Annotated in this window: 22 protein-coding genes and 1 pseudogene; 8 read left to right on the top strand and 15 right to left on the bottom strand. The window is 71.1% G+C overall.

The genetic code is table 11. The features are described from left to right. Positions 1-132: 132 nt before the first annotated feature. A complete protein-coding gene (locus tag QCD68_RS13765; RefSeq protein ID WP_301223418.1) occupies positions 133-855 on the bottom strand; it encodes a VIT1/CCC1 transporter family protein in 723 nt (240 codons plus the stop codon). A gap of 151 nt (positions 856-1,006) precedes the next feature. Between QCD68_RS13765 and QCD68_RS13760 the strand changes: the two genes are divergently transcribed. Next, a complete protein-coding gene (locus tag QCD68_RS13760; RefSeq protein ID WP_290157977.1) occupies positions 1,007-1,813 on the top strand; it encodes an SGNH/GDSL hydrolase family protein in 807 nt (268 codons plus the stop codon). 27 nt (positions 1,814-1,840) lie between these two features. Here the strand turns inward: QCD68_RS13760 and QCD68_RS13755 are convergent, their stop codons facing one another. The 4 genes from QCD68_RS13755 to QCD68_RS13740 form a co-directional block, all read right to left on the bottom strand. Next, positions 1,841-2,365, bottom strand: a complete 525-nt coding sequence (locus tag QCD68_RS13755) for a GNAT family N-acetyltransferase (RefSeq protein WP_301223417.1) — start codon at positions 2,363-2,365, stop codon at positions 1,841-1,843. A 30-nt stretch (positions 2,366-2,395) separates the two neighbouring features. Further along, positions 2,396-3,802 carry an LLM class flavin-dependent oxidoreductase gene (locus QCD68_RS13750; RefSeq protein ID WP_301223416.1) on the bottom strand — a complete coding sequence of 469 codons (1,407 nt, stop codon included), beginning with the start codon at positions 3,800-3,802 and terminating at the stop codon, positions 2,396-2,398. Positions 3,803-3,933: 131 nt separating this feature from the next. After that, positions 3,934-6,405, bottom strand: a complete 2,472-nt coding sequence (locus tag QCD68_RS13745) for a glycoside hydrolase family 3 protein (RefSeq protein WP_301223415.1) — start codon at positions 6,403-6,405, stop codon at positions 3,934-3,936. Positions 6,406-6,446: 41 nt separating this feature from the next. Next, the gene (locus tag QCD68_RS13740; RefSeq protein WP_253463958.1) at positions 6,447-7,715 is read right to left on the bottom strand and encodes an MFS transporter; all 1,269 of its coding nucleotides are present in this window, start codon (positions 7,713-7,715) and stop codon (positions 6,447-6,449) included. Between the two features lie 130 nt (positions 7,716-7,845). Here QCD68_RS13740 and QCD68_RS13735 point away from each other — a divergent pair, with 130 nt between their 5' ends. Together QCD68_RS13735 and QCD68_RS13730 are read left to right on the top strand one after the other, a co-directional pair. Next, complete coding sequence (locus tag QCD68_RS13735) at positions 7,846-8,436, top strand: TetR/AcrR family transcriptional regulator (RefSeq protein WP_301223414.1); 591 nt, start codon at positions 7,846-7,848, stop codon at positions 8,434-8,436. Positions 8,437-8,557: 121 nt separating this feature from the next. Beyond that, the gene (locus QCD68_RS13730) at positions 8,558-9,058 is read left to right on the top strand and encodes a GNAT family N-acetyltransferase (protein ID WP_301223413.1); all 501 of its coding nucleotides are present in this window, start codon (positions 8,558-8,560) and stop codon (positions 9,056-9,058) included. 443 nt (positions 9,059-9,501) lie between these two features. Here the strand turns inward: QCD68_RS13730 and QCD68_RS13725 are convergent, their stop codons facing one another. The 3 genes from QCD68_RS13725 to QCD68_RS13715 are packed head-to-tail and all read right to left on the bottom strand — an operon-like array spanning position 9,502 to position 11,390. Then, positions 9,502-9,708: a tautomerase family protein gene (locus tag QCD68_RS13725; protein ID WP_071275925.1), complete on the bottom strand. Its 207-nt coding sequence runs from the start codon at positions 9,706-9,708 to the stop codon at positions 9,502-9,504. A gap of 39 nt (positions 9,709-9,747) precedes the next feature. Then, positions 9,748-10,650 (bottom strand): SDR family oxidoreductase, encoded by a 903-nt coding sequence (locus QCD68_RS13720; protein WP_301223412.1) that lies wholly within the window; start codon positions 10,648-10,650, stop codon positions 9,748-9,750. After that, positions 10,650-11,390 carry an SDR family oxidoreductase gene (locus QCD68_RS13715; RefSeq protein ID WP_301223411.1) on the bottom strand — a complete coding sequence of 247 codons (741 nt, stop codon included), beginning with the start codon at positions 11,388-11,390 and terminating at the stop codon, positions 10,650-10,652. Before QCD68_RS13715 ends, QCD68_RS13720 begins: the two co-directional genes overlap by 1 nt. Positions 11,391-11,486: 96 nt before the next feature. On the opposite strand from QCD68_RS13715, the gene QCD68_RS13710 reads away from it, so the two are divergent. Both QCD68_RS13710 and QCD68_RS13705 read left to right on the top strand, forming a co-directional pair. Then, positions 11,487-12,212 (top strand): TetR/AcrR family transcriptional regulator, encoded by a 726-nt coding sequence (locus tag QCD68_RS13710; RefSeq protein WP_301223410.1) that lies wholly within the window; start codon positions 11,487-11,489, stop codon positions 12,210-12,212. After that, the gene (locus QCD68_RS13705; RefSeq protein WP_111074716.1) at positions 12,209-12,706 is read left to right on the top strand and encodes a VanZ family protein; all 498 of its coding nucleotides are present in this window, start codon (positions 12,209-12,211) and stop codon (positions 12,704-12,706) included. The genes QCD68_RS13710 and QCD68_RS13705 overlap by 4 nt, the downstream gene beginning before the upstream one ends. Before the next feature lie 139 nt (positions 12,707-12,845). Here QCD68_RS13705 and QCD68_RS13700 read toward each other — a convergent pair whose 3' ends face one another. Continuing rightward, positions 12,846-13,472, bottom strand: coding sequence for a TetR/AcrR family transcriptional regulator (locus QCD68_RS13700; RefSeq protein ID WP_301223409.1), 627 nt, complete (start codon positions 13,470-13,472; stop codon positions 12,846-12,848). A gap of 51 nt (positions 13,473-13,523) precedes the next feature. Here QCD68_RS13700 and QCD68_RS13695 point away from each other — a divergent pair, with 51 nt between their 5' ends. Both QCD68_RS13695 and QCD68_RS13690 read left to right on the top strand, forming a co-directional pair. Continuing rightward, on the top strand, positions 13,524-14,402 hold the full coding sequence (locus QCD68_RS13695; protein ID WP_301223408.1) for an SDR family NAD(P)-dependent oxidoreductase: 879 nt from the start codon (positions 13,524-13,526) through the stop codon (positions 14,400-14,402). Beyond that, complete coding sequence (locus QCD68_RS13690; protein ID WP_301223407.1) at positions 14,399-15,343, top strand: hypothetical protein; 945 nt, start codon at positions 14,399-14,401, stop codon at positions 15,341-15,343. The genes QCD68_RS13695 and QCD68_RS13690 overlap by 4 nt, the downstream gene beginning before the upstream one ends. A 164-nt stretch (positions 15,344-15,507) precedes the next feature. On the opposite strand, the gene QCD68_RS17540 is transcribed toward QCD68_RS13690, so the two are convergent. The 3 genes and pseudogenes from QCD68_RS17540 to QCD68_RS13675 all read right to left on the bottom strand — a co-directional run bounded on the left by QCD68_RS17540 (position 15,508) and on the right by QCD68_RS13675 (position 16,325). Further along, positions 15,508-15,762 carry a TetR family transcriptional regulator C-terminal domain-containing protein gene (locus QCD68_RS17540; RefSeq protein ID WP_441005190.1) on the bottom strand — a complete coding sequence of 85 codons (255 nt, stop codon included), beginning with the start codon at positions 15,760-15,762 and terminating at the stop codon, positions 15,508-15,510. Beyond that, a pseudogene (locus QCD68_RS13680) lies at positions 15,751-15,861 on the bottom strand (sugar O-acetyltransferase); the annotation flags it as partial. The gene QCD68_RS17540 and the pseudogene QCD68_RS13680, both read right to left, overlap by 12 nt. A 95-nt stretch (positions 15,862-15,956) precedes the next feature. Beyond that, positions 15,957-16,325 (bottom strand): VOC family protein, encoded by a 369-nt coding sequence (locus QCD68_RS13675; protein WP_301223406.1) that lies wholly within the window; start codon positions 16,323-16,325, stop codon positions 15,957-15,959. A 61-nt stretch (positions 16,326-16,386) separates the two neighbouring features. Here QCD68_RS13675 and QCD68_RS13670 point away from each other — a divergent pair, with 61 nt between their 5' ends. Continuing rightward, entirely contained in the window at positions 16,387-16,866 is a 480-nt protein-coding gene (locus QCD68_RS13670; protein ID WP_301223405.1) for a MarR family winged helix-turn-helix transcriptional regulator, read from the top strand. On the opposite strand, the gene QCD68_RS13665 is transcribed toward QCD68_RS13670, so the two are convergent. From QCD68_RS13665 to QCD68_RS13655, 3 genes are all read right to left on the bottom strand, one after another. Continuing rightward, a complete protein-coding gene (locus QCD68_RS13665; RefSeq protein ID WP_301223404.1) occupies positions 16,816-17,556 on the bottom strand; it encodes an alpha/beta fold hydrolase in 741 nt (246 codons plus the stop codon). The genes QCD68_RS13670 and QCD68_RS13665 overlap by 51 nt on opposite strands. A gap of 32 nt (positions 17,557-17,588) precedes the next feature. Then, positions 17,589-17,933: a hypothetical protein gene (locus tag QCD68_RS13660; protein WP_301223403.1), complete on the bottom strand. Its 345-nt coding sequence runs from the start codon at positions 17,931-17,933 to the stop codon at positions 17,589-17,591. Positions 17,934-18,134: 201 nt separating this feature from the next. Then, positions 18,135-19,313, bottom strand: a complete 1,179-nt coding sequence (locus QCD68_RS13655) for a glycoside hydrolase family 5 protein (RefSeq protein WP_301223402.1) — start codon at positions 19,311-19,313, stop codon at positions 18,135-18,137. Between the last annotated feature and the right edge of the window lie 276 nt (positions 19,314-19,589).

The raw sequence follows: 19,589 nt of genomic DNA, 5'->3' as shown, positions 1-19,589 counted from the left end.
CACCTAAATATACAAATATTACTGTGCGTCGCCTGCTTCATTTTTTTAAAAGACACAGGATCACGTGCCCGCCGGCGCCCACGTCACCCGGGCCTCCCGTCCGTCGAGCACGCCCAGCAGGCCGCACCCCCGTCAGGACGCGTGTGCCCCGAGCAGCGTGCCGGCGCCGTAGGTGGCGGCGAGGGCGAGCGCTCCCCCGAGCACGACGCGGATCGTCGCCCGGCCCCGGGGCGCCCCGCCGAGGGTCGCACCGGTGGTGCCGGTGACGGCGAGCGCGATGAGGACGGCGACGACGGTCACCATGATCTGGCTCGACGCCGGGGCCAGGAGCATCGCGAGGAACGGCAGTGCGGCACCGACCGTGAAGGTCGCTGCAGAGACCCAGGCCGCGCGCCAGGGGCTGACGACCTCGTCCTCGGCGTCGCGGAGGGCTGCGGCGGCCCGGCGGTCCCGGACCTCGGGGCGGACGAGTTCAGCGGCGACGGTGTCGGCGACGTCGGCGGAGACCCCGAGCCCGCGGTAGTGCGCGGCGATGGTGGCCTGGTCCTCGGACTCGGCTTCGAGCTGCGCCTGGTGGGCGGCCTGCCCGGTGCGCTGGGCGTCACGCGCACCGCTGACGGAGACGTACTCACCGAGCGCCATCGACACCGCACCACCGACGAGGGCGGCGGTGCCGGCAGCCAGGACCGGTCCGGCCGCAGCGCCGGTGCCGGCGACGCCGACCAGGACGGCGGCGACGGACACGATGCCGTCGTTCGCGCCGAGGAGGCCGGCACGCAGCCAGTTGAGGCGGGCGGCGCTCGTGGCGTCGTCGTGCTCGGTAGCGGGGAGCGCGAGGTCAGCTGCGGTGGACATGAGGAAAGGAAAGCACTTGTCAGCTGATCGCACCAGCAAGGGAAGGCTGCCCTGACCGGGGCTTTCGTGGTGAGGCAAGCCTTCCCTCAGCATGGCTCCGCGCGGAGGAGCACGATGGAGACCGCACCGATCCCGTTCCCCGAGGAGGACCATGTCCGCCGTCCCCGCCCGCACCGACCCCGTCCGCTACGTCGCGATCGGGGACAGCTTCTCCGAGGGCGTCGGCGACGACGGCGACGTCCCGTTCCCCGGCTGGGCCGGACGGCTGGCGGTCGGCCTGGCGGACCACCTGCCCGGTCCGGTGTCGTACGCGAACCTGGCGATCCGCGGCCGTCTGCTCGCCGGGGTACTCGACGGGCAGCTCGACGCGGCCCTCGCCCTCGACCCGGCGCCGACGCTCATCACCTTCTGCGGCGGCGGCAACGACATGCTCCGCCCCGGCTACGACGTCGACGTGCTGCTCGGTCGACTGGCCGAGGCCGCCGACGCCGTCGCCGCCCGCGGGATCCGCCTCGCGCTCCTCAGCCCCGCCGACCCCAGCGCCCGGCTGCCCCTCGGCCGGATGATCAACGCGCGCGGTGACGCCTGGGCCGAAGCGTTGACCGGGTTCAGCCGGGAGCGCGGGCTGCCGTTCGTCGACGTCTCGCGCGACGCACACCTCGGCCGCGCCGAGTTCTGGTCCGAGGACCGTCTGCACATGAACCCGCTCGGACACCAGCGGGTCGCCGACCTGGCCCTGCACGCGATCGCCGACGGTCCCGAAGCCGCCGTGCCCCGCGTGCCGGACGCGACGAAGACGTCGGTCGCCACGGAGCTCCGGTACTACCGCGACCACGTCGTCCCGTGGGTCCGGCGTCGGGTGACGGGTCGGTCCTCCGGGGACGGCCGGGTCGCCGGGCAGGGCGACTGGGTGCCGGTGGCGCCGTCCCGACCGGGAGGCCCGGGGCGACTCACGTAGGCCGGGTCCGGGCCGGCAGGGCCCGGTTCAGACCACGTGGGTGCGCGTCGGACGGCCGCTCAGCGCGTGCGGGAACGGCTCGCCGACCGGCCGGAACCCCGCGCTGCGGTAGAGGCGGAGGGCCGGGGCGTTGTCCTCGAGCGCGTGCAGCATGCAGTGCTCGTGTCCGGCGGCCCGGGCGGCGTCCACCGCCGCGACGAGCAGCGCCCGGCCGAGGCCACTGCCCTGCGCCGTGGGATCCACGGCGAGCAGGCTCAGGTAGGCGGCGTCCGCAGGGCCCGCTCCCCCGCCGGTCCCGGGTGCCGTGACGAGCGCGAAACCCCGCACCGTGCCGGCGTTCCCGGTGTCGTCCGCTCCGGGGGCGACGACGAGTGCGACCCGGTCGGCGGCGAACTTCGCAGCCGCCCGCACGCGGACGGCCGGGTCCTCGGCCAGGCCGTCGCGTGCTGCGACGGCAGCGGCCCAGAGGTCGATGCAGGCACGGTCGATGCGGTCACGGTCCCCGGTGTCCCGGGGTCCCGCGACCCGCACGGCTGCCGTCGACTCGATCACCCGACCACCCTACGACCGGGCTGCTGCGCGTCAGGCCGAGGCCGCCGCGGACTCCCGCACCCGGAACGACGCCCCGCGGTGCTCCTCGGGCAGGCGGTCGCCGCGACCGAGCAGTTTGTTCCGGAGCGACCCCTCGCGGTAGCCCTCGGGGTAGGCGCCGCGGGCCCGGAGCTCGGGGACCACGAACTCGATGACGTCCTCCCACGTGCCCGGAGACACCGCGTACGCCAGGTTGAAGCCGTCGACGTCGGTCTGCTCCTGGATGTCGACGAGGCGCTGCGCGATGGTCGCTCCGCTGCCGACCTCGACCGGACCCAGGCCGCCGATCGCCGTCTGCCTGGCGATGTCCCGCACGGTCCACGTCGTGCCGTCCTCCCCCGTCGCCGCGGACAGGTTCGCGGCCGCCGACTGGATCGCGTTCGACTCGATGTTGCCGAGCGGCTCGTCCAGGTCGTACTGCGACAGGTCGACGCCCATCCAGCCGGAGTTGAGGACGAGCGCGCCCTCCTCGGACGCGTAGGACAGGTAGTCGCGGTACTTCGCCTGCGCGAGTTCGTCGGTCTCGTCGGTGATCACGGTGAGCAGCGTGTAGACCTTGGCGGCGTACCGGTCGCGACCAGCAGCCTCCAGGGCGTCCCGGATCTTCGCGACGGTGGCGGCCAGCTGCGGCAGGGTCGGGGCGCCGACGAAGACGGCCTCGGCGTTCTCGGCGGCGAACCGGATCCCCCGCGGTGACGCACCGGCCTGGTAGATGACGGGCGAGCGCTGCACGGACGGCTCGGACAGGTGGATGCCGGGCACGTCGAAGTGCGTGCCGTGGTGCTCGATGGGGTGCACCTTCGCGGGGTCGGTGAAGACGCCGGTCTCGCGGTCCTCGATGACGGCGTCGTCCTCCCACGAGCCCTCCCACAGCTTGTAGAGGACCTCGAGGTACTCGTCGGCCACGTCGTACCGGTCGTCGTGGCTCAGCTGGTCGGTCTGCCCCATGTTGCGGGCGGCGCTCGGCAGGTACCCGGTGACGACGTTCCAGCCGACGCGGCCCTTCGTCAGGTGGTCGAGCGTCGAGATGCGCCGGGCGAACGGGTACGGGTGCTCGTAGGCGGTGCCGGCGGTGATGCCGAAGCCCAGGTGCTCGGTGACGGCGGCCATCGCGGACACGAGCAGGATCGGGTCGTTCACCGGCACCTGCGACCCGGTGCGCAGCGCGGCCTCGTTCGTGCCGCCGTAGACGTCGTACGTGCCCAGGACGTCGGCGATGAAGATGCCGTCGAACGCCCCGCGCTCGAGCGTCTTCGCCAGGTCGGTCCAGTACGACAGGTCGTTGTAGTGCCGGGAACGGTCGCGCGGGTGGCGCCACAGCCCGGAGGACTGGTGGGCGACGCAGTTCATGTCGAACGCGTTGAAGCGGATCTGCCGGGGTTCGCGGTTCGTGGTCACGACGCGACCGTACGACGGGGACCGGGCGTCCGTCACGGACCGTGACGCCACGTGACGCCGGGGTCCCTCAGCGCCGGGGCGCCAGGGCGCCGGCGCGCCAGGGCGCCTGCGCCGCGCCCCGGCGTCACGCGTCATCCCAGTTCGACGGTCGTCGTCCCGGCCTCGTCCAGCACGGAACTCCCGACGTGCAGGGTGAACCGTCCCGACTCGTACCGCCACGAACCGTCCCAGTGCGCGAACGCCCGGGCCGGGACCTCGATCGAGACCTCGGTGGACTCGCCCGCTCCGAGCCGGACCGGCGCGAAGCCCACCAACCACCGGACGGGGCGGTCCACCTCGGACGCCTCGCGCGAGGCGTAGACCTGCACGACGTGCTTGCCGGCACGGGCCCCGGTGTTCGCGACCGTCGCCGTGACGATGACCGCATCGCCCTCGGACACCGTCGGCGTCGCGGTGACCCCGTCGATCGTCCAGGTCGTGTAGCCGAGTCCGTGCCCGAACGGGTACGCCGGTTCGGTGCCGGCGCGGAGCCACGCCCGGTAGCCGACGTGCACGCCCTCGTCGTACGACACCTTCCCGTCGACCGGCGTGACGTCGAGCACGGGGACGTCCGCCATCGCGACCGGCCAGGTGGTGGGCAGGCGCCCGCCGGGCTCCCGCGCTCCGGTGAGCACGTCGGCCAGGGCGTTGCCGTACTCCTGCCCGCCGAACCAGGTGAGCAGGACCGCGGCGACGTCGTTCCGCCACGGCATCTCGACCGGCGAACCGGCGTTCACGACGACGACCGTGTTCGGGTTCACCGCGGCGACCGCACGGACCAGGTCGTCCTGGTGGCCGGACAGTGCGAGCGACGAGCGGTCGTAGCCCTCGGACTCGACCCGGGAGTTCGTGCCGACCACCACCACGGCGACGTCGGCCGTGCGGGCAGCCTCGACCGCCGCGTCGATGAGCACCGACGGGTCCTCGTCGGACGGCTCCGTGCCGAACTGGTACGCCAGCACCCCGCCGAGTGTCTCGTCCTGGATGACGTCGTGCTCGATGCGGATCGCGAGCTGCTGCCCGGAGGTCACCGACACGGGCACCGAGCGTGCCGGCGGGTTGAGGAACGCCGCACCGAGCTGGTCGCCGTCGAACGGCACGTCCTCGTCGAGCACGAGCTCGCCGTCGATCCACATCCGCGACCGGCCGGCCGCACCGATGCCGATCCGCACGGTGCCCGTGGACTCGGCCGTGTACGTCGTGGTGACGTCGAGCCGGTCGGCCTCGCGGGTGGGGGCGTCGCCGCCGAACCAGAACAGTGCCGTGGCACGACGGTCCTCGACGTACAGTTCCTCGCCGTCCTTGACGAAGGCGACCCGGGCGCCGGGCTCCCCCGTCGCCGGGTTCGTGATGGCGGACAGCGGGAACTCCGCGATGCCCTCCTGCACGACGGCGCCGATGGCGTGGTCGACCGTGGCGCCCGGGAAGGCCGAGCGGATCCCGTCGAGCGGTGACACGACCTGCGAGGGCACGACCGTGGCCGAGCCGCCGCCCTGCGTGCGGGCCTGGTCGGCGTTGTGCCCGATCACGGCGATGCGCGACACCGCGGAGGCGTCGAGCGGCAGCACGCCGGTGTTCCGCACCAGCACGGTGCCCTCGGCCTCGGCTTCGCGGACGAACGCGACGCCGTCCTCGACGTGCACCGGCTGCGCGGCGACGGGCTCGAAGCCCTCGAGGGCGCCGACCCGGGCGGCCAGGGTCAGGATGCGGCGGACCTTGCGGTCGATCGCCTCCATCGGCACGTCACCGGACTGCACGGCGGCGCGGAGCGGACCCTCGCTCCACCACGGGTTCGGGCCGGGCATCGCGACGTCCTGCGACGCCTTCGCGGAGTCGATCGAGCGCACGCCGGTCCAGTCGGACACGACGATGCCGTCGAAGCCCCACTCGGAGCTGAGCGGCGTCTCGAGCAGGTCGTTCTCCGACGCCGTCACGCCGTTGATCGCGTTGTACGACGACATGACCGCCCAGGCGTGCGCCTCGGTGACGGCCTTCTCGAACGCCAGCAGGTACAGCTCGCGCAGGGCCCGGTCGGAGACCTCGGTCGACGCGGTGAAGCGGTCGGTCTCGTAGTCGTTCGCGATGTAGTGCTTCGGCGTCGCGGCGACGCCGTTCTCCTGCACCCCCGCCACGTACGACGCCGCCAGGTCGCCGGTGAGCACCGGGTCCTCGCTGAACGCCTCGAAGTGCCGGCCGCCCAGCGGCGACCGGTGCAGGTTGATCGTCGGACCGAGCACGACGTCGACCCCCTTGCGACGCGCCTCCACCGCAGCCGCAGCGCCGTAGCGCTTCGCGATCGCGCGGTCCCACGACGCGCTCAGCGCGGTCGCCGACGGCAGGTTGAGGGACGGGTCACGCTCGTCCCAGACCTCGCCGCGGACCCCGGAGGGCCCGTCCGACATGAGGATCCGGCGCAGCCCGATCTTCTCGATCGGCCAGGTGGTCCAGAAGTCACGCCCGGTGAGCAGCTGCACCTTCTCCTCGGTGGTCAGCTCGGCGAGCAGCGCGTCGATGCGCTCCGCCGTCGGACTGGAGGCGGTGGTGGCGGTGGGCAGGTCGGTCACGGTGATCGGTCCCTTCGTCGAGAGCAGTGGAGAGCAGCAGGTCAGCGGACACCGCGGATGCGCGAGACCGAGAAGATCCCGAGCAGCCCGATGACGGCGCCGGTGATGAAGAACCCGGAGTACCCGCCGGTCACGGCGATCACGCCGGGAGCGGCCGCCGGTACGAGCGACTGCGGAAGCGCCTGGGCGATGTTGACCACGCCGAGGTCCTTCGCGTTGTCCTGGTCGGACGGCAGCACGTCGGTGATCAGTGCGAGGTCGACCGCGTAGAAGACGCCCATGCCGGCGCCCATCACGAACTCACCGACGAGGACCATGCCGAGTGACGGGGCGAGCGCGATGATCACGAGTCCGGCGATGCCGACGATGCCGGCGACCGCGACGAACAGCTTCCGCCGGCCGAGCCGATCGGAGAGCCACCCGGCGACGAGCGAGGTCAGGACGATCCCGATCACGTTCCAGAGCGTCCCCTGGAACACGGCGTTCGCCAGGTTCGTCTTGTCGACCCCGATGTCGTCCCGCAGGAAGTAGGTGAGGTAGCTGACCGCCGTGTACTGCGCCGCGACCATCATGAACCGCGTCAGCCACGCCCAGCCGAGGTCCGGGTGCTTCCGGGGGTTGAACACGAACGACCCGAACAGCTGCCCGATGCCGAGCTTCGACGTCGGCTTCGCGGCGAGCACGCGGTCCCGGAAGACCACCGCGTAGAGCACGACCACGACCGAGCCGATCGCCCCGGGGACGATCATCTGCGACGCCGAGGTCGAGAAGAGCTGCACCAGGAAGGTGCCGCCGACGAGTGCGAGGTTCTGCGCGAGCCCGAGCAGCGCCGCGACCCGACCGCGCTGCGACCGCGTGACGTGGTCCGGCAGGACGGCCGTGAGCGCCGCGATCGTGGCGTTGTAGGCGATCTGCGCCACGGCCCACCCGATCACGAGCACGACGGTGGAGGACGTCGTCGCGACGACCACGAGGGCTGCGAACCCGACCACCGTGCCACCGATGATCCACGGACGACGCATGCCGAGCCTCCCGGCAGTCCGGTCGCTGAAGCGACCCGCCAGGGGGTTGGCGACCATCGCGGCGAACGCGCCGATGCCGAGCGCCAGGCCGAGCACGCCCGCCTGGTCGTCCGGAGCGATCTCGGCGACCTTGAGCGCCATCGCGACGAGCACGGGCGGCAGCAGGGCGATGTACAGACCGAACATCGCGAGCGGCATGCCGATCGTGTACATGAGCGGGCTTCCACGTCCGACGGTGGGAGCCACCGCGGTCGGGGTGTCGGGGACGAGTCGTGCGTCGTTGGCCACGGCAACCTCTTCTCGGGAACGCCACCGCCATCGGTGACTCGCACGCCTCCGTCGGCGGCTGTCGCCACCGTAACACCAAAACCGACTGGCACTAGGTTTTTGTCGGCATTCCGAGCGGTACAGTCCTGCCATGGCACGACGAGGTTCGTACGCGAAGGGGATCGCGAAGCGCGAGGAGCTCCTGACGGTCGCGCTGGACCTCGTCGCCTCGCAGGGTTTCCGACGGACGAGCATCAACGACATCGCCGCAGCCGTCGGGCTCACCCAGGCCGGCCTGCTGCACTACTTCGACTCGAAGGACGACCTGTGGGTCGAGATCCTCCGACGCCGCGACCAGCTCGACCTGGAGCACGACTGGCACGCCTCGGACCCCGCGGCGCTGCTCATCGCGATCGTCCGACACAACGTCGAGGTCCCCGGTCTCGTGCAGATGTTCGTCAACCTGTCCGCGGCGGCCGCCACCGACCCCGAGCACCCGGCGCACGCCTACTTCCGGGAGCGCTACGAGCGCAGCCGCCGTGACCTGTCCGCCGACTTCCGCGCCATGCAGCAGGACGGGCTGCTCCGACCGGACGTCGACCCGGTCGAGCTGACGACCGTGCTGCTCGCGGTGTCCGACGGCATGCAGCTGCAGTGGCTCTTCGACCCGTCGTACGACATGGCGCGGCACGTCGAGCTGGTCGCGCGGCTCGCGGTCGCGCAGGCGGTTCCTGCGGGCTGAGGTCCGGCCACCGGGCTGGAGGTGCGGCTTGCGTCGGGCGGGACGGGGACCGGCGGCGCCTGGTGGCCCCGGCGACCTCTGACGCGTCCGACGACTGATCGGCGGCCGGTACGGTGCTGAGATGCTCCCTGCTCCCACCACGCGGCTCCGCTTCCGTGAGATGACCCCGGCAGACCTCGGCGACATGGCCGACCTGCTCGGAGACCCGCAGGTCATGGAGTTCTACCCCGCACCGAAGAGTCGTGACGACGCGGCGCGATGGATCGCCTGGAACCAGGACAACTACGCCGCCCACGGCTTCGGGCTCTGGATCATCGAGACGCACGCGGGGCAGTTCGTCGGTGACTGCGGACTGACCTGGCAGGACGTCAACGGCGTCCCGATGCTCGAGGTCGGCTACCACGTGCGCACGATGTTCCACGGGCAGGGCTACGCAACCGAGGCAGCGGCTGCCTGTCGGGACTTCGCTCGTGCGGCCCTCGACGCGGCCGAACTCGTCGCGGTCATCCATCCCGACAATGCTGCCTCTGAGAGGGTCGCGCAGAAGATCGGGATGACACGACGACCGGACGAACACGGCGGGGCCATCGCTGTTCGTACGGTGCTGGGGATGACGCTGTGAAGGCGCCTCGGTGGGCGATCCGTTTGCGAAGGTCCCGCTCGCGGACGCAGGGCTGCACGGCACCGGGAGCCAGAACAGGAGTCCGGCGAACAGCACGGTGCCGGTGACGATTCTGGGACACGCCATCAAACTGCCGCGTGCAACGCGTGAAGTTCGTTCGAGGAGTCATCGCCGGCGCGACGGGATGACGAGCGCCGGTACCGCGACGTCAGCGCTGCGTGGGGCCGAGAAGTAGACAACGAACCCTCATCGCGCGTGAGACATGAGACACGTTGTCGGCGCTGGGCCCTGTCGGCGGCCGCGACTGCGAGACGCACGCGAACGCTGGGGAAGCAAGTTCTCGATGAGGGAATCGGCCACGGACAGTGTGACGCCGTCTTCTCAAACTGGTGACGAAGGGACCCGGTCTTCCGGGTCCCTTCGTCAGCGCGTGGTCAGCGGACTCAGACGCGGCCGAGCATCGCCTCGTTGAGGATGGTGCCGCCGAGCATCCAACCTCCGTCGGCGACCTCGTCGAGGATGACGAGGGTGGTCGGGCGCGCTCGCTCCCCGTAGGCGTCGACGATGGCGTCGGTGACGGCGTCCTGCAGCTTCTTCTTCGACTCGGCGGTCAGGGTGTCAGCGGGGACCTTGATGTTGGCGAAGGGCATGGTGTTCCTCTCGGTGGGGTTTCCCGGGCGGTCCGGGGGTCAAAGTGCGGCGTTGGAGGACAGCAGGTCCTCGATGCCGACGCGGTGGTAGAACTCGGACCGGATGCGGTCCGCCACCGCTGAGACGACCTCGCTGCCGTCGCGGGATGGGTCGACGTGGGTCCGGTAGGGGCGGGTTCCCTCTGGGAGGCTGACCACGCGGACGATCTCGTCGGCGACGTCCTGCACGTCGGCGTCCACCGGGACGATCGCGGCGAGGCGGTCAGTGAGGTCCTGCCGGAGCGCCCCGTACTCCTCGTCGTGTGCAGCGACTCGGGCGGCGTCGATCGGGACCGCAGCGCTCGTGAAGTGGTTCGTTCCCGAGGTGAAGGCTCCCGGGACCACGATGGTGGTGTCGATGCCGAAGCGGACGAGCTCCGCGGCGTAGCTCTCGGCCAGGGCGTCCATGCCGGCCTTCGCCGCGAAGTACGGCGCGAGGAACGGCGGGTGCCCGCCGCGGGTCGATGAGCTGCCGACCCACACGACCAGTCCTGAGCGGCTGACGCGCATGTGCGGCAGGACGGCGCGGGCGACGCGTTGTGCGCCGACGACGTTGACGTCGTAGAGGGCCATGAACTGCTCGGGCGTGAATGCTTCGGCCGGGCCGTAGGCCATGTGGCCGGCGTTCTGCACGAGGACGTCGATCCGCCCGTGTGAACGGACGACCGAGTCGACGGCGTCATCGACGGACTGTTGTGACTGGACGTCGAGCTCGACGGCGCTGAGCTGCAAGCCCTCGCGGATGGCGAGATCCTCGAGCTCGGTGCGAGCCGTCGCGTTCCGACGGTCGATCGCGCGCATCCCCGCGACGACCACGTGGCCCGCCCGCGCGAGCGCCTCAGCCGTCAGCCGACCGAAGCCGCTGGACGCACCCGTGACGAGGACGACCCGTGGAGCGGTCATCAGACCATCCCGCCGTTGGCGCGGATGGTCTGGCCGTTGACCCAGTGGCCGTCGGGTCCGGCGAGGAACGCCACGACCGCCGCGATGTCCTCCGGCGTGCCGAGCCGCTCGAGGGGCGGGACCTTCGACAGCGTGTCGATCTGCTCCTGGGTCTTGCCGTCGAGGAACAGCTCCGTCGCCGTCGGTCCCGGGGCCACCACGTTCGCCGTGACGTCCCGGCCGCGGAGCTCCTTCGCCAGGATCAGCGTCATGCCTTCGACGGCGCTCTTGCTCGCGACGTAGGCGCCGTAAGTCGGGAACTGCGTCCCGACCACCGAGGTTGACATGCCGACGAACGTGCCGCCAGCCCGGAGCCTGCGCGCCGCCTGCTGCGCGACGACGAAGGTCCCGCGGATGTTCGTCCGGTGCAGTGCGTCGAGGACGTCGAGGTCCTGGTCGGCGATCGTCGACAGTGCGAGTCGTCCGGCGGAGTGCACGACGACGTCGACGCCGCCGTGGTCGGCCTCGACCCGATCGAACATCGCGGCGACGGCGTGCTCGTCGGCGACGTCGGCCTGCACGGCGACGGCGCGACCGCCCGCTTCCTGGATCCGCTCGACGGTGGCGGCGGCCGCGGCCGTCCCGCTGGCGTGGTTCACGACGACCGTGAAGCCGTCGGCTGCCAGCCGGGTCGACACCGCGCGGCCGATGCCACGTGAGCCCCCCGTGACGACTGCGACGCGTTCTGGAGTGCTGCTCATCGTGCTTCCTTTCACTGATATGCACCGAGCATTTCGACGCTACGCAAAAGCTAGCACAGATACGATCACCGATACCAGCTGCGCTACGATTGTTCTATGGCTCGATCTGATGAAGCACTCCGGAGCGCGCTGCTCCGCGCGGCAGAGGAGCAGCTCGTCGCAGCTCCCGACGGCGACATCGCCACCCGTGCTGTATGCGAAGCAGTCGGCGTCACCCAGCCCGTGCTCTACCGCGTCTTCGGCGACAAGCGCGGGCTGCTCGACGCCCTCGCCGACGTAGGTCTCGAGCGGTACGCGGCCAGGAAGGCCGAGCTCGAGGTGTCCGACGACCCGTCGGCGGACCTGCGACGCGGCTGGGACGACCACCTCGCATTCGCGCGCGAGCACGCCGCGCTCTACCGACTGATGTTCGCTCCTCGGCCGTGGGCCAGCAGTTCGGCGCGCGACGGCGTGACCGCGCTCCTCGAGCGGACGCTCACCCGCTGTGCAGCCGCCGGCATGCTCCGTGTCGACGTCAGGGTCGCGGCGACGATGCTGCTCGCCGCGAACGTCGGGCTCGCACTGGATCGGATGAGCACCAACCGCCAGGACGACTCCGACGAGGTCGCCGACGCGCTCCGGGACGCGGTCCTCGGCGCCGTCCTCGTGCAGCCGCCCAGCCCGGGACACGGTGACGTCGACGCGGCCTCCCGTCATCAGCTCCGCGCGCGACTCGAAGCAGGCAGAGCGAGCCCGTTGCTCCCGGAGGAGTCGGCACTCATGCGGGTGTGGCTCGACCGACTCGACCACCACGCCGACCACGACCAAGAAGGCTCCGAATGATCTCCACGTTCCTCATCGAACACGCACCCCTGGTCCGAGCGGCATTCTGGGTGGCGCTCGCCGCCGCCGCCGTCCTCGCCTGGTTGCTCCACCGCCTGCGGCTCCGCGGCATCCTGCTGGGCCTGTCCGGGGTGTCGCTCGTCGCGGTGCTCGTGCTCACTCTGCTCCCCGACGGCACGCGCCCGGGCGGCGTCACCTGCACCGTGCAGTTCTCCGTCCCGTTCCAGGGCCTCGAGACGCTCGCCAACGTCGCACTCCTGCTGCCGCTCGTACTCTTCCTCGGAACCGCGACGAACCGACCGCTCACGGTCCTTGCCGGCGCGGTGGCGCTCTCCGTCGCCATCGAGGTCGTACAGGCCCTCGCGCCGGCACTCGGTCGTCGGTGCGACACGAACGACTGGTTCATGAACACGGTGGGAGCGCTCCTGGGTGCGGGGATCGCGCTTGCTGTCTGCGCGATCGACCGACGGCGGGCTGTCGCGGTCTCAGGCTGAGTCACTGACGGCGGGCGCGATCCTGTCGGCCATCAGGGTGTGAAGTGCGCGTGCTCGCCTGCCGTCGTGAAGAGGGTCGAGCACCTCGACGGGCTCGACCCCAGCGAGGCTGCTGTGAGTCGAGCGCGCCGGTCCCGGTTCACGCGTCCGGGGCGGTGACCGGTTCGTGGGCGGTCACGCCGAGCTGCTGCTCGATCTGCGGCAGGAGTGCCCGCACCGCCGCGACGACGACTTCGTCCACGCGATCCTCAGGGAGCCGGCCGGTGGCCGTCAAGGCACTGATGCCTTCTGTCGTCGCCGCAACCAGGAACGGCATCGGGCCCATCGACTCCGGACTGCGCTCCCCGAGCAACTCCGCGCCCAAAGCGAAGAAGCGCTCGGCCGAAGACTGGGCCCCGGGGTCGCGCTCCGCATTCGTGCCGTCGTCGGTCGACGCGAACATCAGCTGCATCAGGGGGCCGTTGTGCTGCGCGAATTGAGCATGAGCGCGGATGTACTCCGTGAGCCGACGCTCGAGGGTGCCCGCTTGCCGCGCGGCCCCGAGATGGCGATGCAGCTCGTCGAAACCGTCCGCGGCGATCGCGTCGAGGACGGCGTCCCGGTCACGGAAATGACGGAGCGGCGCACCATGGCTGACGCCGACGCGGCGCGCGAGCTCCCGCACCGTCACCGCCTGCTGGCCCTCCTCGATCAGGAGCGCGCGCCCCTCTCGCACGAGCTCCTCACGCAGCGACCCGTGGTGATAGGAGCGAGCTTGCTGTGCCATCTGATCAGTGTAGACGTTGACAACAATGTGGCCAGTGTCTACATTAGGGGCATGGGCGACACCAGAGCAGGCCAGGCACCGACCAACGAGACCGTCATCATCACCGGCGGCACCAGCGGCATCGGCCGAGCGACCGCGGTCGCCCTGGCCGAGTCCGGATCACGCATCATCCTCGCTGTCCGGAACCAGGAGAAGGGGCGAGCCGTGGCAGCGACCCTCCCCGGCACTCCGGGGATGCACCGCGTCCTGCCACTCGACCTCGCGCGGCTCGAGACGGTGCGTGACTTCGCAGACCGGATCGACGAACCGATCGCCATCCTCGTCAACAACGCCGGCGTCGAGTCGAAGGACCTCCAACGGACGGCCAACGGTCACGAGCTCCAGTTCGGCACGAACCACCTGGGGCATTTCCTCCTGACGACGCTGCTCCTGCCGCACATCACCGACCGCGTCGTCACCGTCGCGTCCCAGGCGGAACGGATGGCTCGTCTCGACCTCGACGACCTCGATTGGCACCGACGCCCGTACCAGGCGAGCCGGGCGTACGCGGACTCCAAGCTCGCCAACCTGCTGTTCACGTCGGAGCTGGACCGGCGGCTGCGGACGTCGGGCTCTCGAGTGCGGGCGCTGGCCGCTCACCCGGGGTTGGTCAAGACAGCCATCTACGACCGGCCGGCCGGTCAGCGCCCCAACCTCTGGGATCGGCTCGTCCCGATCCTGGGGCAGGAGCCGGAAGACGGTGCGCTGCCGTCGCTGCTCGCCGCCTCAGCCGACCTCCGCGGCGGCACCTTCGTCGGACCCCGGCGGATGATGCACATGCGAGGCGGGGCTGAGGTGATCAGCCAGTCGAAGCAGGCACGGAACCCGGAGACAGCAGCGAGACTCTGGTCGATCTCCGAGCGGATGACGGCAGCGAGCACCCGCCCGTGAGCCTCGTCCAGGACCGTCCCCGCGCACTCGGGACCGGAGTACGCGGATGGCACCGCCCGCTCGTCGCCTTCACCACAGTGATGTGTCTCTGGGCTGTGGTGTGCCTCGTCGGGCTGATCCTCGATCCGCGGACATTGGCAGGAGACCCGATCTGGGCCAAACCTCTCAAGTTCTCGATCTCCCTCGCGCTCTACGCGATCACCCTTGCATGGATGCTCTCGATGGTGCAGCGGCCCGTCCTGCGTCGGATTGGTTGGTGGGCCGGAACCATCGGTGCAGCGGCGTCCCTCCTGGAGATCGTCGTCATCTCGATCCAAGTGGTTCGCGGCGTGGGAAGCCACTTCAACGTCTCGACTCCGACGAACCAGCTCTTCTACCAGCTCATGGCCGGTGGGGTCACCCTCATGTACTGCGCGACACTGGCCATCGGAGCCTTCCTGGCCATGTTCTCCAGGATCGAGGACAGGGCGCTGGCGTGGTCCCTGAGGCTCGGACTGATCATCGCCCTGGTCGGCCTGTCCGTGGGCTTCCTCATGGTGATCCCCACCGCGGCCCAGCTGGCCGACCCGACGTCGTCTACCTACGGCTCCCACTCCGTGGGCGGTGACGACGCGACCGGCGGCATCTTCTTCCTCGGCTGGAACACCGCCCACGGAGATCTCCGCGTGTCCCACTTCATCGGCATGCACGCACTGCAGGTGCTGCCGATCCTCGCGGTCACGCTCCCCCGGGCGCTCAGTGAGGCCGATCGGCTCCGTATCGTCGTCGCGGCCGGAGCGACGTACGCTGCCGTCACCGCGATCGCCCTGTGGCAGGCGCTACGCAGTCAATCGGTCATCCACCCCGACGCCATCACGATCACAGCAGTCGGAGTCACCGCCGTCCTGGCTGCGATGAGCTTCACGATCATCGCCGCGCAGAGACGCCACCAGCACAGGTAGCTCCAGAGCCTGGCCTGACGGCACACCGATGGACGAAGTCGAAGTCGAGGTCGCGCTCGACGAGCGCCCTGGTTTCCCGTCGAGTCTCGGCTCACCATCTCCTGTCGGTCACCCCCAGTGTGGTCGCTACAAGCACTTGACCAGGGTCTGGGTTGCCTCGTACTTCAGGTGAGCAGGGTGAACGCCGCTCGGCCGACGCTGAGGAGCACCGACCGGTCGGCGCCGGCAGTGCCGAGGACCTCCATGCCGCGAGTGACCGCCACGAAGTACGTCGCCAGGGCTCGGGCGTCGAGAGTCGCGTCCACTTCCCCGGCTGTCTGCGCTTGCTCGATGCACCCGGCGTAATCGTCCTCGAGGCGCCGATAGGCGCAGCGAGCGGCCTCGGCGACCTCCGGATCGCGGTCGGCGTTGTTCCCGATGCTGATCGGGAGGGCTGCTTGGAGCTTGTCCCGGCGCTGCTGCGGATCAGTGGGGCGGGTCGGTGTCAGCAGCTGGACGTCCGGCCCGATCTGGCAGTCCCCCCTACGGTGATCGCTCGTCACAGACCGTGACGCCGCATGCCACCACCGGCCCGGGCAGCGACCCGACCTGCGCAGACTGATCCTCTCCAGACTCACGCCCGGTCGTGCACCGTCACGTGGTACCCATCCAGGTCGGCGAACGTGAACGTCCGCCCGAACGGCCCGTCGATCGGGCTCGCGACGATGCGGTGCCCGTCGGCCTGCAGGGCGTCGTGCATCGCCTGCACCTCGGTGCCGTGCAGCCAGAGCGCGACGCCGACACCGGGCTGGTCGGCGGCGTCGAGGTCGGTGCCGGGGACGACGTCCCGCAGCGCGAAGGCGATCGGCGTCGTGGTGAAGACGACGGCGTGCGGAGGTCCGGCGGGTGAGCGGACCAGGCCGAGGTACCGCTCGTAGAACGCCTGCGAGGCGTCGAGGTCGCGGACCTGCAGGGAGACGAAGTCGGGGCCGGTGACGGGCATGGGTGCTCCTCGTGTCGATGTCAGTTGTCTGACATCGAGCAGCGTATGTCAGACTGCTGACATGAGTCAAGACGGATCCGGCGTCGACCTGCCGACGTCGATCGGCTACCTGCTCAAGGAGACCGCGACCGCACTCCGCACGGCGATGGAGGCAGTGCTCCGCCCGCTCGGCATGACGGTGACGCACTACTCGTGCCTGGAACTGCTGGCGCAGCGCCCCGGTTCGTCGAACTCCGAGCTCGCCCGTGGCACCTTCGTCACGCGGCAGTCGATGAACGTGCTGCTGCAGACCCTGGAGCGGGACGGTATCGTCACCCGCCCGTCGGAGGCCCGCTCCGGCCGGGTGATGCCGGCGCAGCTCACCGAGCGCGGACGTCGCGACCTCGCTGCAGCGACGGCGGCGGTCCGCGGCGTCGAGGACCGGATGCTCAGTGACCTCGACGAGGACGACCGCGCGGCCGCCCGGCGCCTCCTGCAGAGCATGGTCCGGTCACTCCGCAGCGCGGACCCGACCCCGGCAGCCGCCGACGACGCGGGCTGAGGGCCAGACCTCGTCGAGGAACGCCCGGACGACCCCGACCGCGTCGGGATGGTCCTGCGGCCGGTGTCCGTGCCCGGCGAGCGTCACGTGACGGGCACCGACGATCCGGGAGGCAATGGCCTCGTACTCGTCGTTCCACCCGCCCGTCACCACCAGGGTTGGTACACCGATCCGTTCCGGGGTATCGAGGCTCCACGGGCCGGGCAGTCGGCGCTGCCGCTCGGCAGCGAGCAGGTCGGCCGAGTCCGTCGGGGGTGCGATGGTCTGCCCGGCGAGTGCCGCCGCGAAGGCCACGGCGAACTCCCCCCGCGGGAGCGTCGCCGCCTGGTCGAGCACCGGTTGCACCCGACGGATGTGGTCCTCGACCGCCGGGTTCCCCCGCGCCAGGGCGTAGGCGGCGGGCTCGAACAGCACGAGCGCCCGGACCAGGTCCGGACGACGAGCGGCGGCACGCATGGCGACCGGCCCGCCGAAGGAGTGCGCCACCACGGTCGCTCCGGCATCGCACGCCTCGAGCAGCCGGGCCTCCCAGCGGTCCTGGTCGAACGTGGCCGGCCCGTCCGCGCCGTACCCGGGCATCACCGCGAACCGCGCACCGGGCAGTTCGCCGACCGCCGACCAGGCCCGGTCCGGACTCCGGTTCGAGGCGTGCAGGAACACGATCCGCGCGCCCGTCCCGTCACCCGTCATGGACTGCAGGGTAGCGCTGCCCTCCCGCCCGGTCACTCGCCGGCGAGGACGCCGTTCATCGCGATCCACACCGGAACCCACGGAGCGCAGAGCGCGAGGACCAACGCGACTGCAGCACCGACCCGGTGCACGCCTCGCCGCAGGAGGACCACCGCCAGGACCGCGGTGGTGAGCGCTGCCGCAACACTGACGACCGCGGCAGCGTTCAGGCTCGCACGGCCACTCGCCGTCGCAGCCGGTGTCGGCATCACCCCGAGGGTGAACACGTCCAGCAACGCACCGAACCACAGCATCGCGACGACGACCCCGCAGCCCAGGACCAGTGCCACCCACATCGCCGCGACGACCCCGCGCTCACCTGACCCCATGTCGCTCATCGACGTCATCGTAGGTGCACTGCTCGCCGTCGGTCGCGATGGCCCACGCCAGTGCGGCCCCCGCGGGCCACCACCCCCCGGCACCCCCCCCCGGCGGGCCCGCCCCGCGCGGGCGGGGCGGGGCGGCCCCCGGGGCCCCCGCGCCTCCCGTCCGTCGGTCATTCAGTCAGTCAGGCAGGGCCGGACCACCGAGCACCCGGCTCAGCGAACCGCGAAGGGCGCCCGGCGCCCCTCACCCCACGCCCAGTGCAGCAGCGCGAGCCCGGAGTCGTTCGTGACCCGGAGCGAGAGATTGCTACCCGAGCCGCGGACGGTCTCGAGGCTGTAGGTGTCTTCCGTCCGGAGCCCCGGCCAGTAGACCGCGCCGAGGTGCCGCTCCCGGACGACGGTCGTCACGGTCTGCAGGAACGCGACCGAGTTGTCCGCGTCGGCGTTGCCCGTGGTGGCGGAGCCGCGGTAGTCGAGGCCGGTCGTCAACGGCACGCCGAACTCGTCCAAGACGGTCCGGTTCGAGCACGCCTGGTCGCCGAGTCGGCTCTCGAAGTCGGCCTTCCACTCGGCGGCGTCCCGGGTGCCCCAGTAGCCGTAGTAGTGCTGCGAGACGTAGGTGCCGTCGAGGGCGGGGGCCGCGCAGATCGCGTCGACGTGGTCGTTGTAACCGGTGCCGCTGACGAACACCCGGTCCCGCGGGATGCCCTGCGCGGTGTAGCGCTGCACCCACGTCGTGGCGAGCTGCACCCAGTCGGCCGGGGCGTACCCGAACGGCTCGTTCATCGGCTCGAAGAACACCCCGGAGTCGTGGCTGTACGTGCGGGTCAGGGTGTCCCACATGCCCCACCAGGCGGCGGGGTCGTCGACCTTGCCGTCCTTGCTGGCGTCGCTGCCCTCCCAGTAGCCGAGGACGACCTTGACGTCCCGGTGCCGGGCGGCGTCGATGACGGCACGGTAGGAGTTCCACCAGGTCGTGCCGACGGAGTACGGGTTGACGGGCAGACGGACGGTGTCGGCGCCCAGGTCCTTCCGGAACTCGCGGATGACCCGGTCGGCCTTGCGGTATGTGGTCCGGTAGTCGTCCGAGGTGGACAGGCCGGACAGCACGACGGGTCCGTTGACGTAGTTGTCGCGCGGGTCGGCCCAGTTCACGCCGTGGAACCGGGTCGGGTCGAGCCGGGCGTCGGGTTGGGCGTCGTGGCCGTGGCGGGCGGCCGAGACCGAGGTGCCGGTCGTCGTCGCCGGTGTCGCGGACGCGGTCGTCGGGACCGCCAGTGCGAGTGCCGTGACGCCCGCGCAGACGGCGGTGACGACGGTCGCGATGCGGCGGAGACGCCCTCGTGTCGGTCGGCCCCTGCCGTCCGTCGAGGTGGTGGTGTGGATGGTCATGGTGTTCCCTCCTGCTCCGTCCTCGGAGCACCCCGGACGCCGTCGTCCTGGGGTCGTCGACGGAGCACGACCGTTCCCCCACCGGTGATGGCAACGTCAACACGGCGAGGATTGCACTCTGCACCACCTGTGTCAACAGGTCGAGCGCGGACGCACCGACGAGGGGCCGGGGGGGGGGGGGGGGGGGGGGGGGGGGCGGCGCGGCGCCGGGCGCCGGCGGCGCGCGCGCGCCCCCCCCGCCCCCGGCGGGCCCGCCCGGGGCGGCGGCGCCGGCGG

Origin of the sequence: Curtobacterium sp. PsM8, from assembly GCF_030433875.1 — a bacterium.
Taxonomy (GTDB): Bacteria; Actinomycetota; Actinomycetes; order Actinomycetales; family Microbacteriaceae; genus Curtobacterium.
The sequence above is the reverse complement of the archived record's forward strand: the minus strand, read 5'-3'. Positions and strand labels throughout refer to the sequence as shown.

Coding starts and splice junctions, on each gene's coding strand:
- QCD68_RS13765 (WP_301223418.1), bottom strand. CDS start 855: ATGTCCACCGCAGCTGACCTCGCGCTCCCCGCTACCGAGCACGACGAC.
- QCD68_RS13760 (WP_290157977.1), top strand. CDS start 1,007: ATGTCCGCCGTCCCCGCCCGCACCGACCCCGTCCGCTACGTCGCGATC.
- QCD68_RS13735 (WP_301223414.1), top strand. CDS start 7,846: ATGGCACGACGAGGTTCGTACGCGAAGGGGATCGCGAAGCGCGAGGAG.
- QCD68_RS13730 (WP_301223413.1), top strand. CDS start 8,558: ATGCTCCCTGCTCCCACCACGCGGCTCCGCTTCCGTGAGATGACCCCG.
- QCD68_RS13725 (WP_071275925.1), bottom strand. CDS start 9,708: ATGCCCTTCGCCAACATCAAGGTCCCCGCTGACACCCTGACCGCCGAG.
- QCD68_RS13720 (WP_301223412.1), bottom strand. CDS start 10,650: ATGACCGCTCCACGGGTCGTCCTCGTCACGGGTGCGTCCAGCGGCTTC.
- QCD68_RS13715 (WP_301223411.1), bottom strand. CDS start 11,390: ATGAGCAGCACTCCAGAACGCGTCGCAGTCGTCACGGGGGGCTCACGT.
- QCD68_RS13710 (WP_301223410.1), top strand. CDS start 11,487: ATGGCTCGATCTGATGAAGCACTCCGGAGCGCGCTGCTCCGCGCGGCA.
- QCD68_RS13705 (WP_111074716.1), top strand. CDS start 12,209: ATGATCTCCACGTTCCTCATCGAACACGCACCCCTGGTCCGAGCGGCA.
- QCD68_RS13700 (WP_301223409.1), bottom strand. CDS start 13,472: ATGGCACAGCAAGCTCGCTCCTATCACCACGGGTCGCTGCGTGAGGAG.
- QCD68_RS13695 (WP_301223408.1), top strand. CDS start 13,524: ATGGGCGACACCAGAGCAGGCCAGGCACCGACCAACGAGACCGTCATC.
- QCD68_RS13675 (WP_301223406.1), bottom strand. CDS start 16,325: ATGCCCGTCACCGGCCCCGACTTCGTCTCCCTGCAGGTCCGCGACCTC.
- QCD68_RS13670 (WP_301223405.1), top strand. CDS start 16,387: ATGAGTCAAGACGGATCCGGCGTCGACCTGCCGACGTCGATCGGCTAC.
- QCD68_RS13665 (WP_301223404.1), bottom strand. CDS start 17,556: ATGACGGGTGACGGGACGGGCGCGCGGATCGTGTTCCTGCACGCCTCG.
- QCD68_RS13660 (WP_301223403.1), bottom strand. CDS start 17,933: ATGAGCGACATGGGGTCAGGTGAGCGCGGGGTCGTCGCGGCGATGTGG.
- QCD68_RS13655 (WP_301223402.1), bottom strand. CDS start 19,313: ATGACCATCCACACCACCACCTCGACGGACGGCAGGGGCCGACCGACA.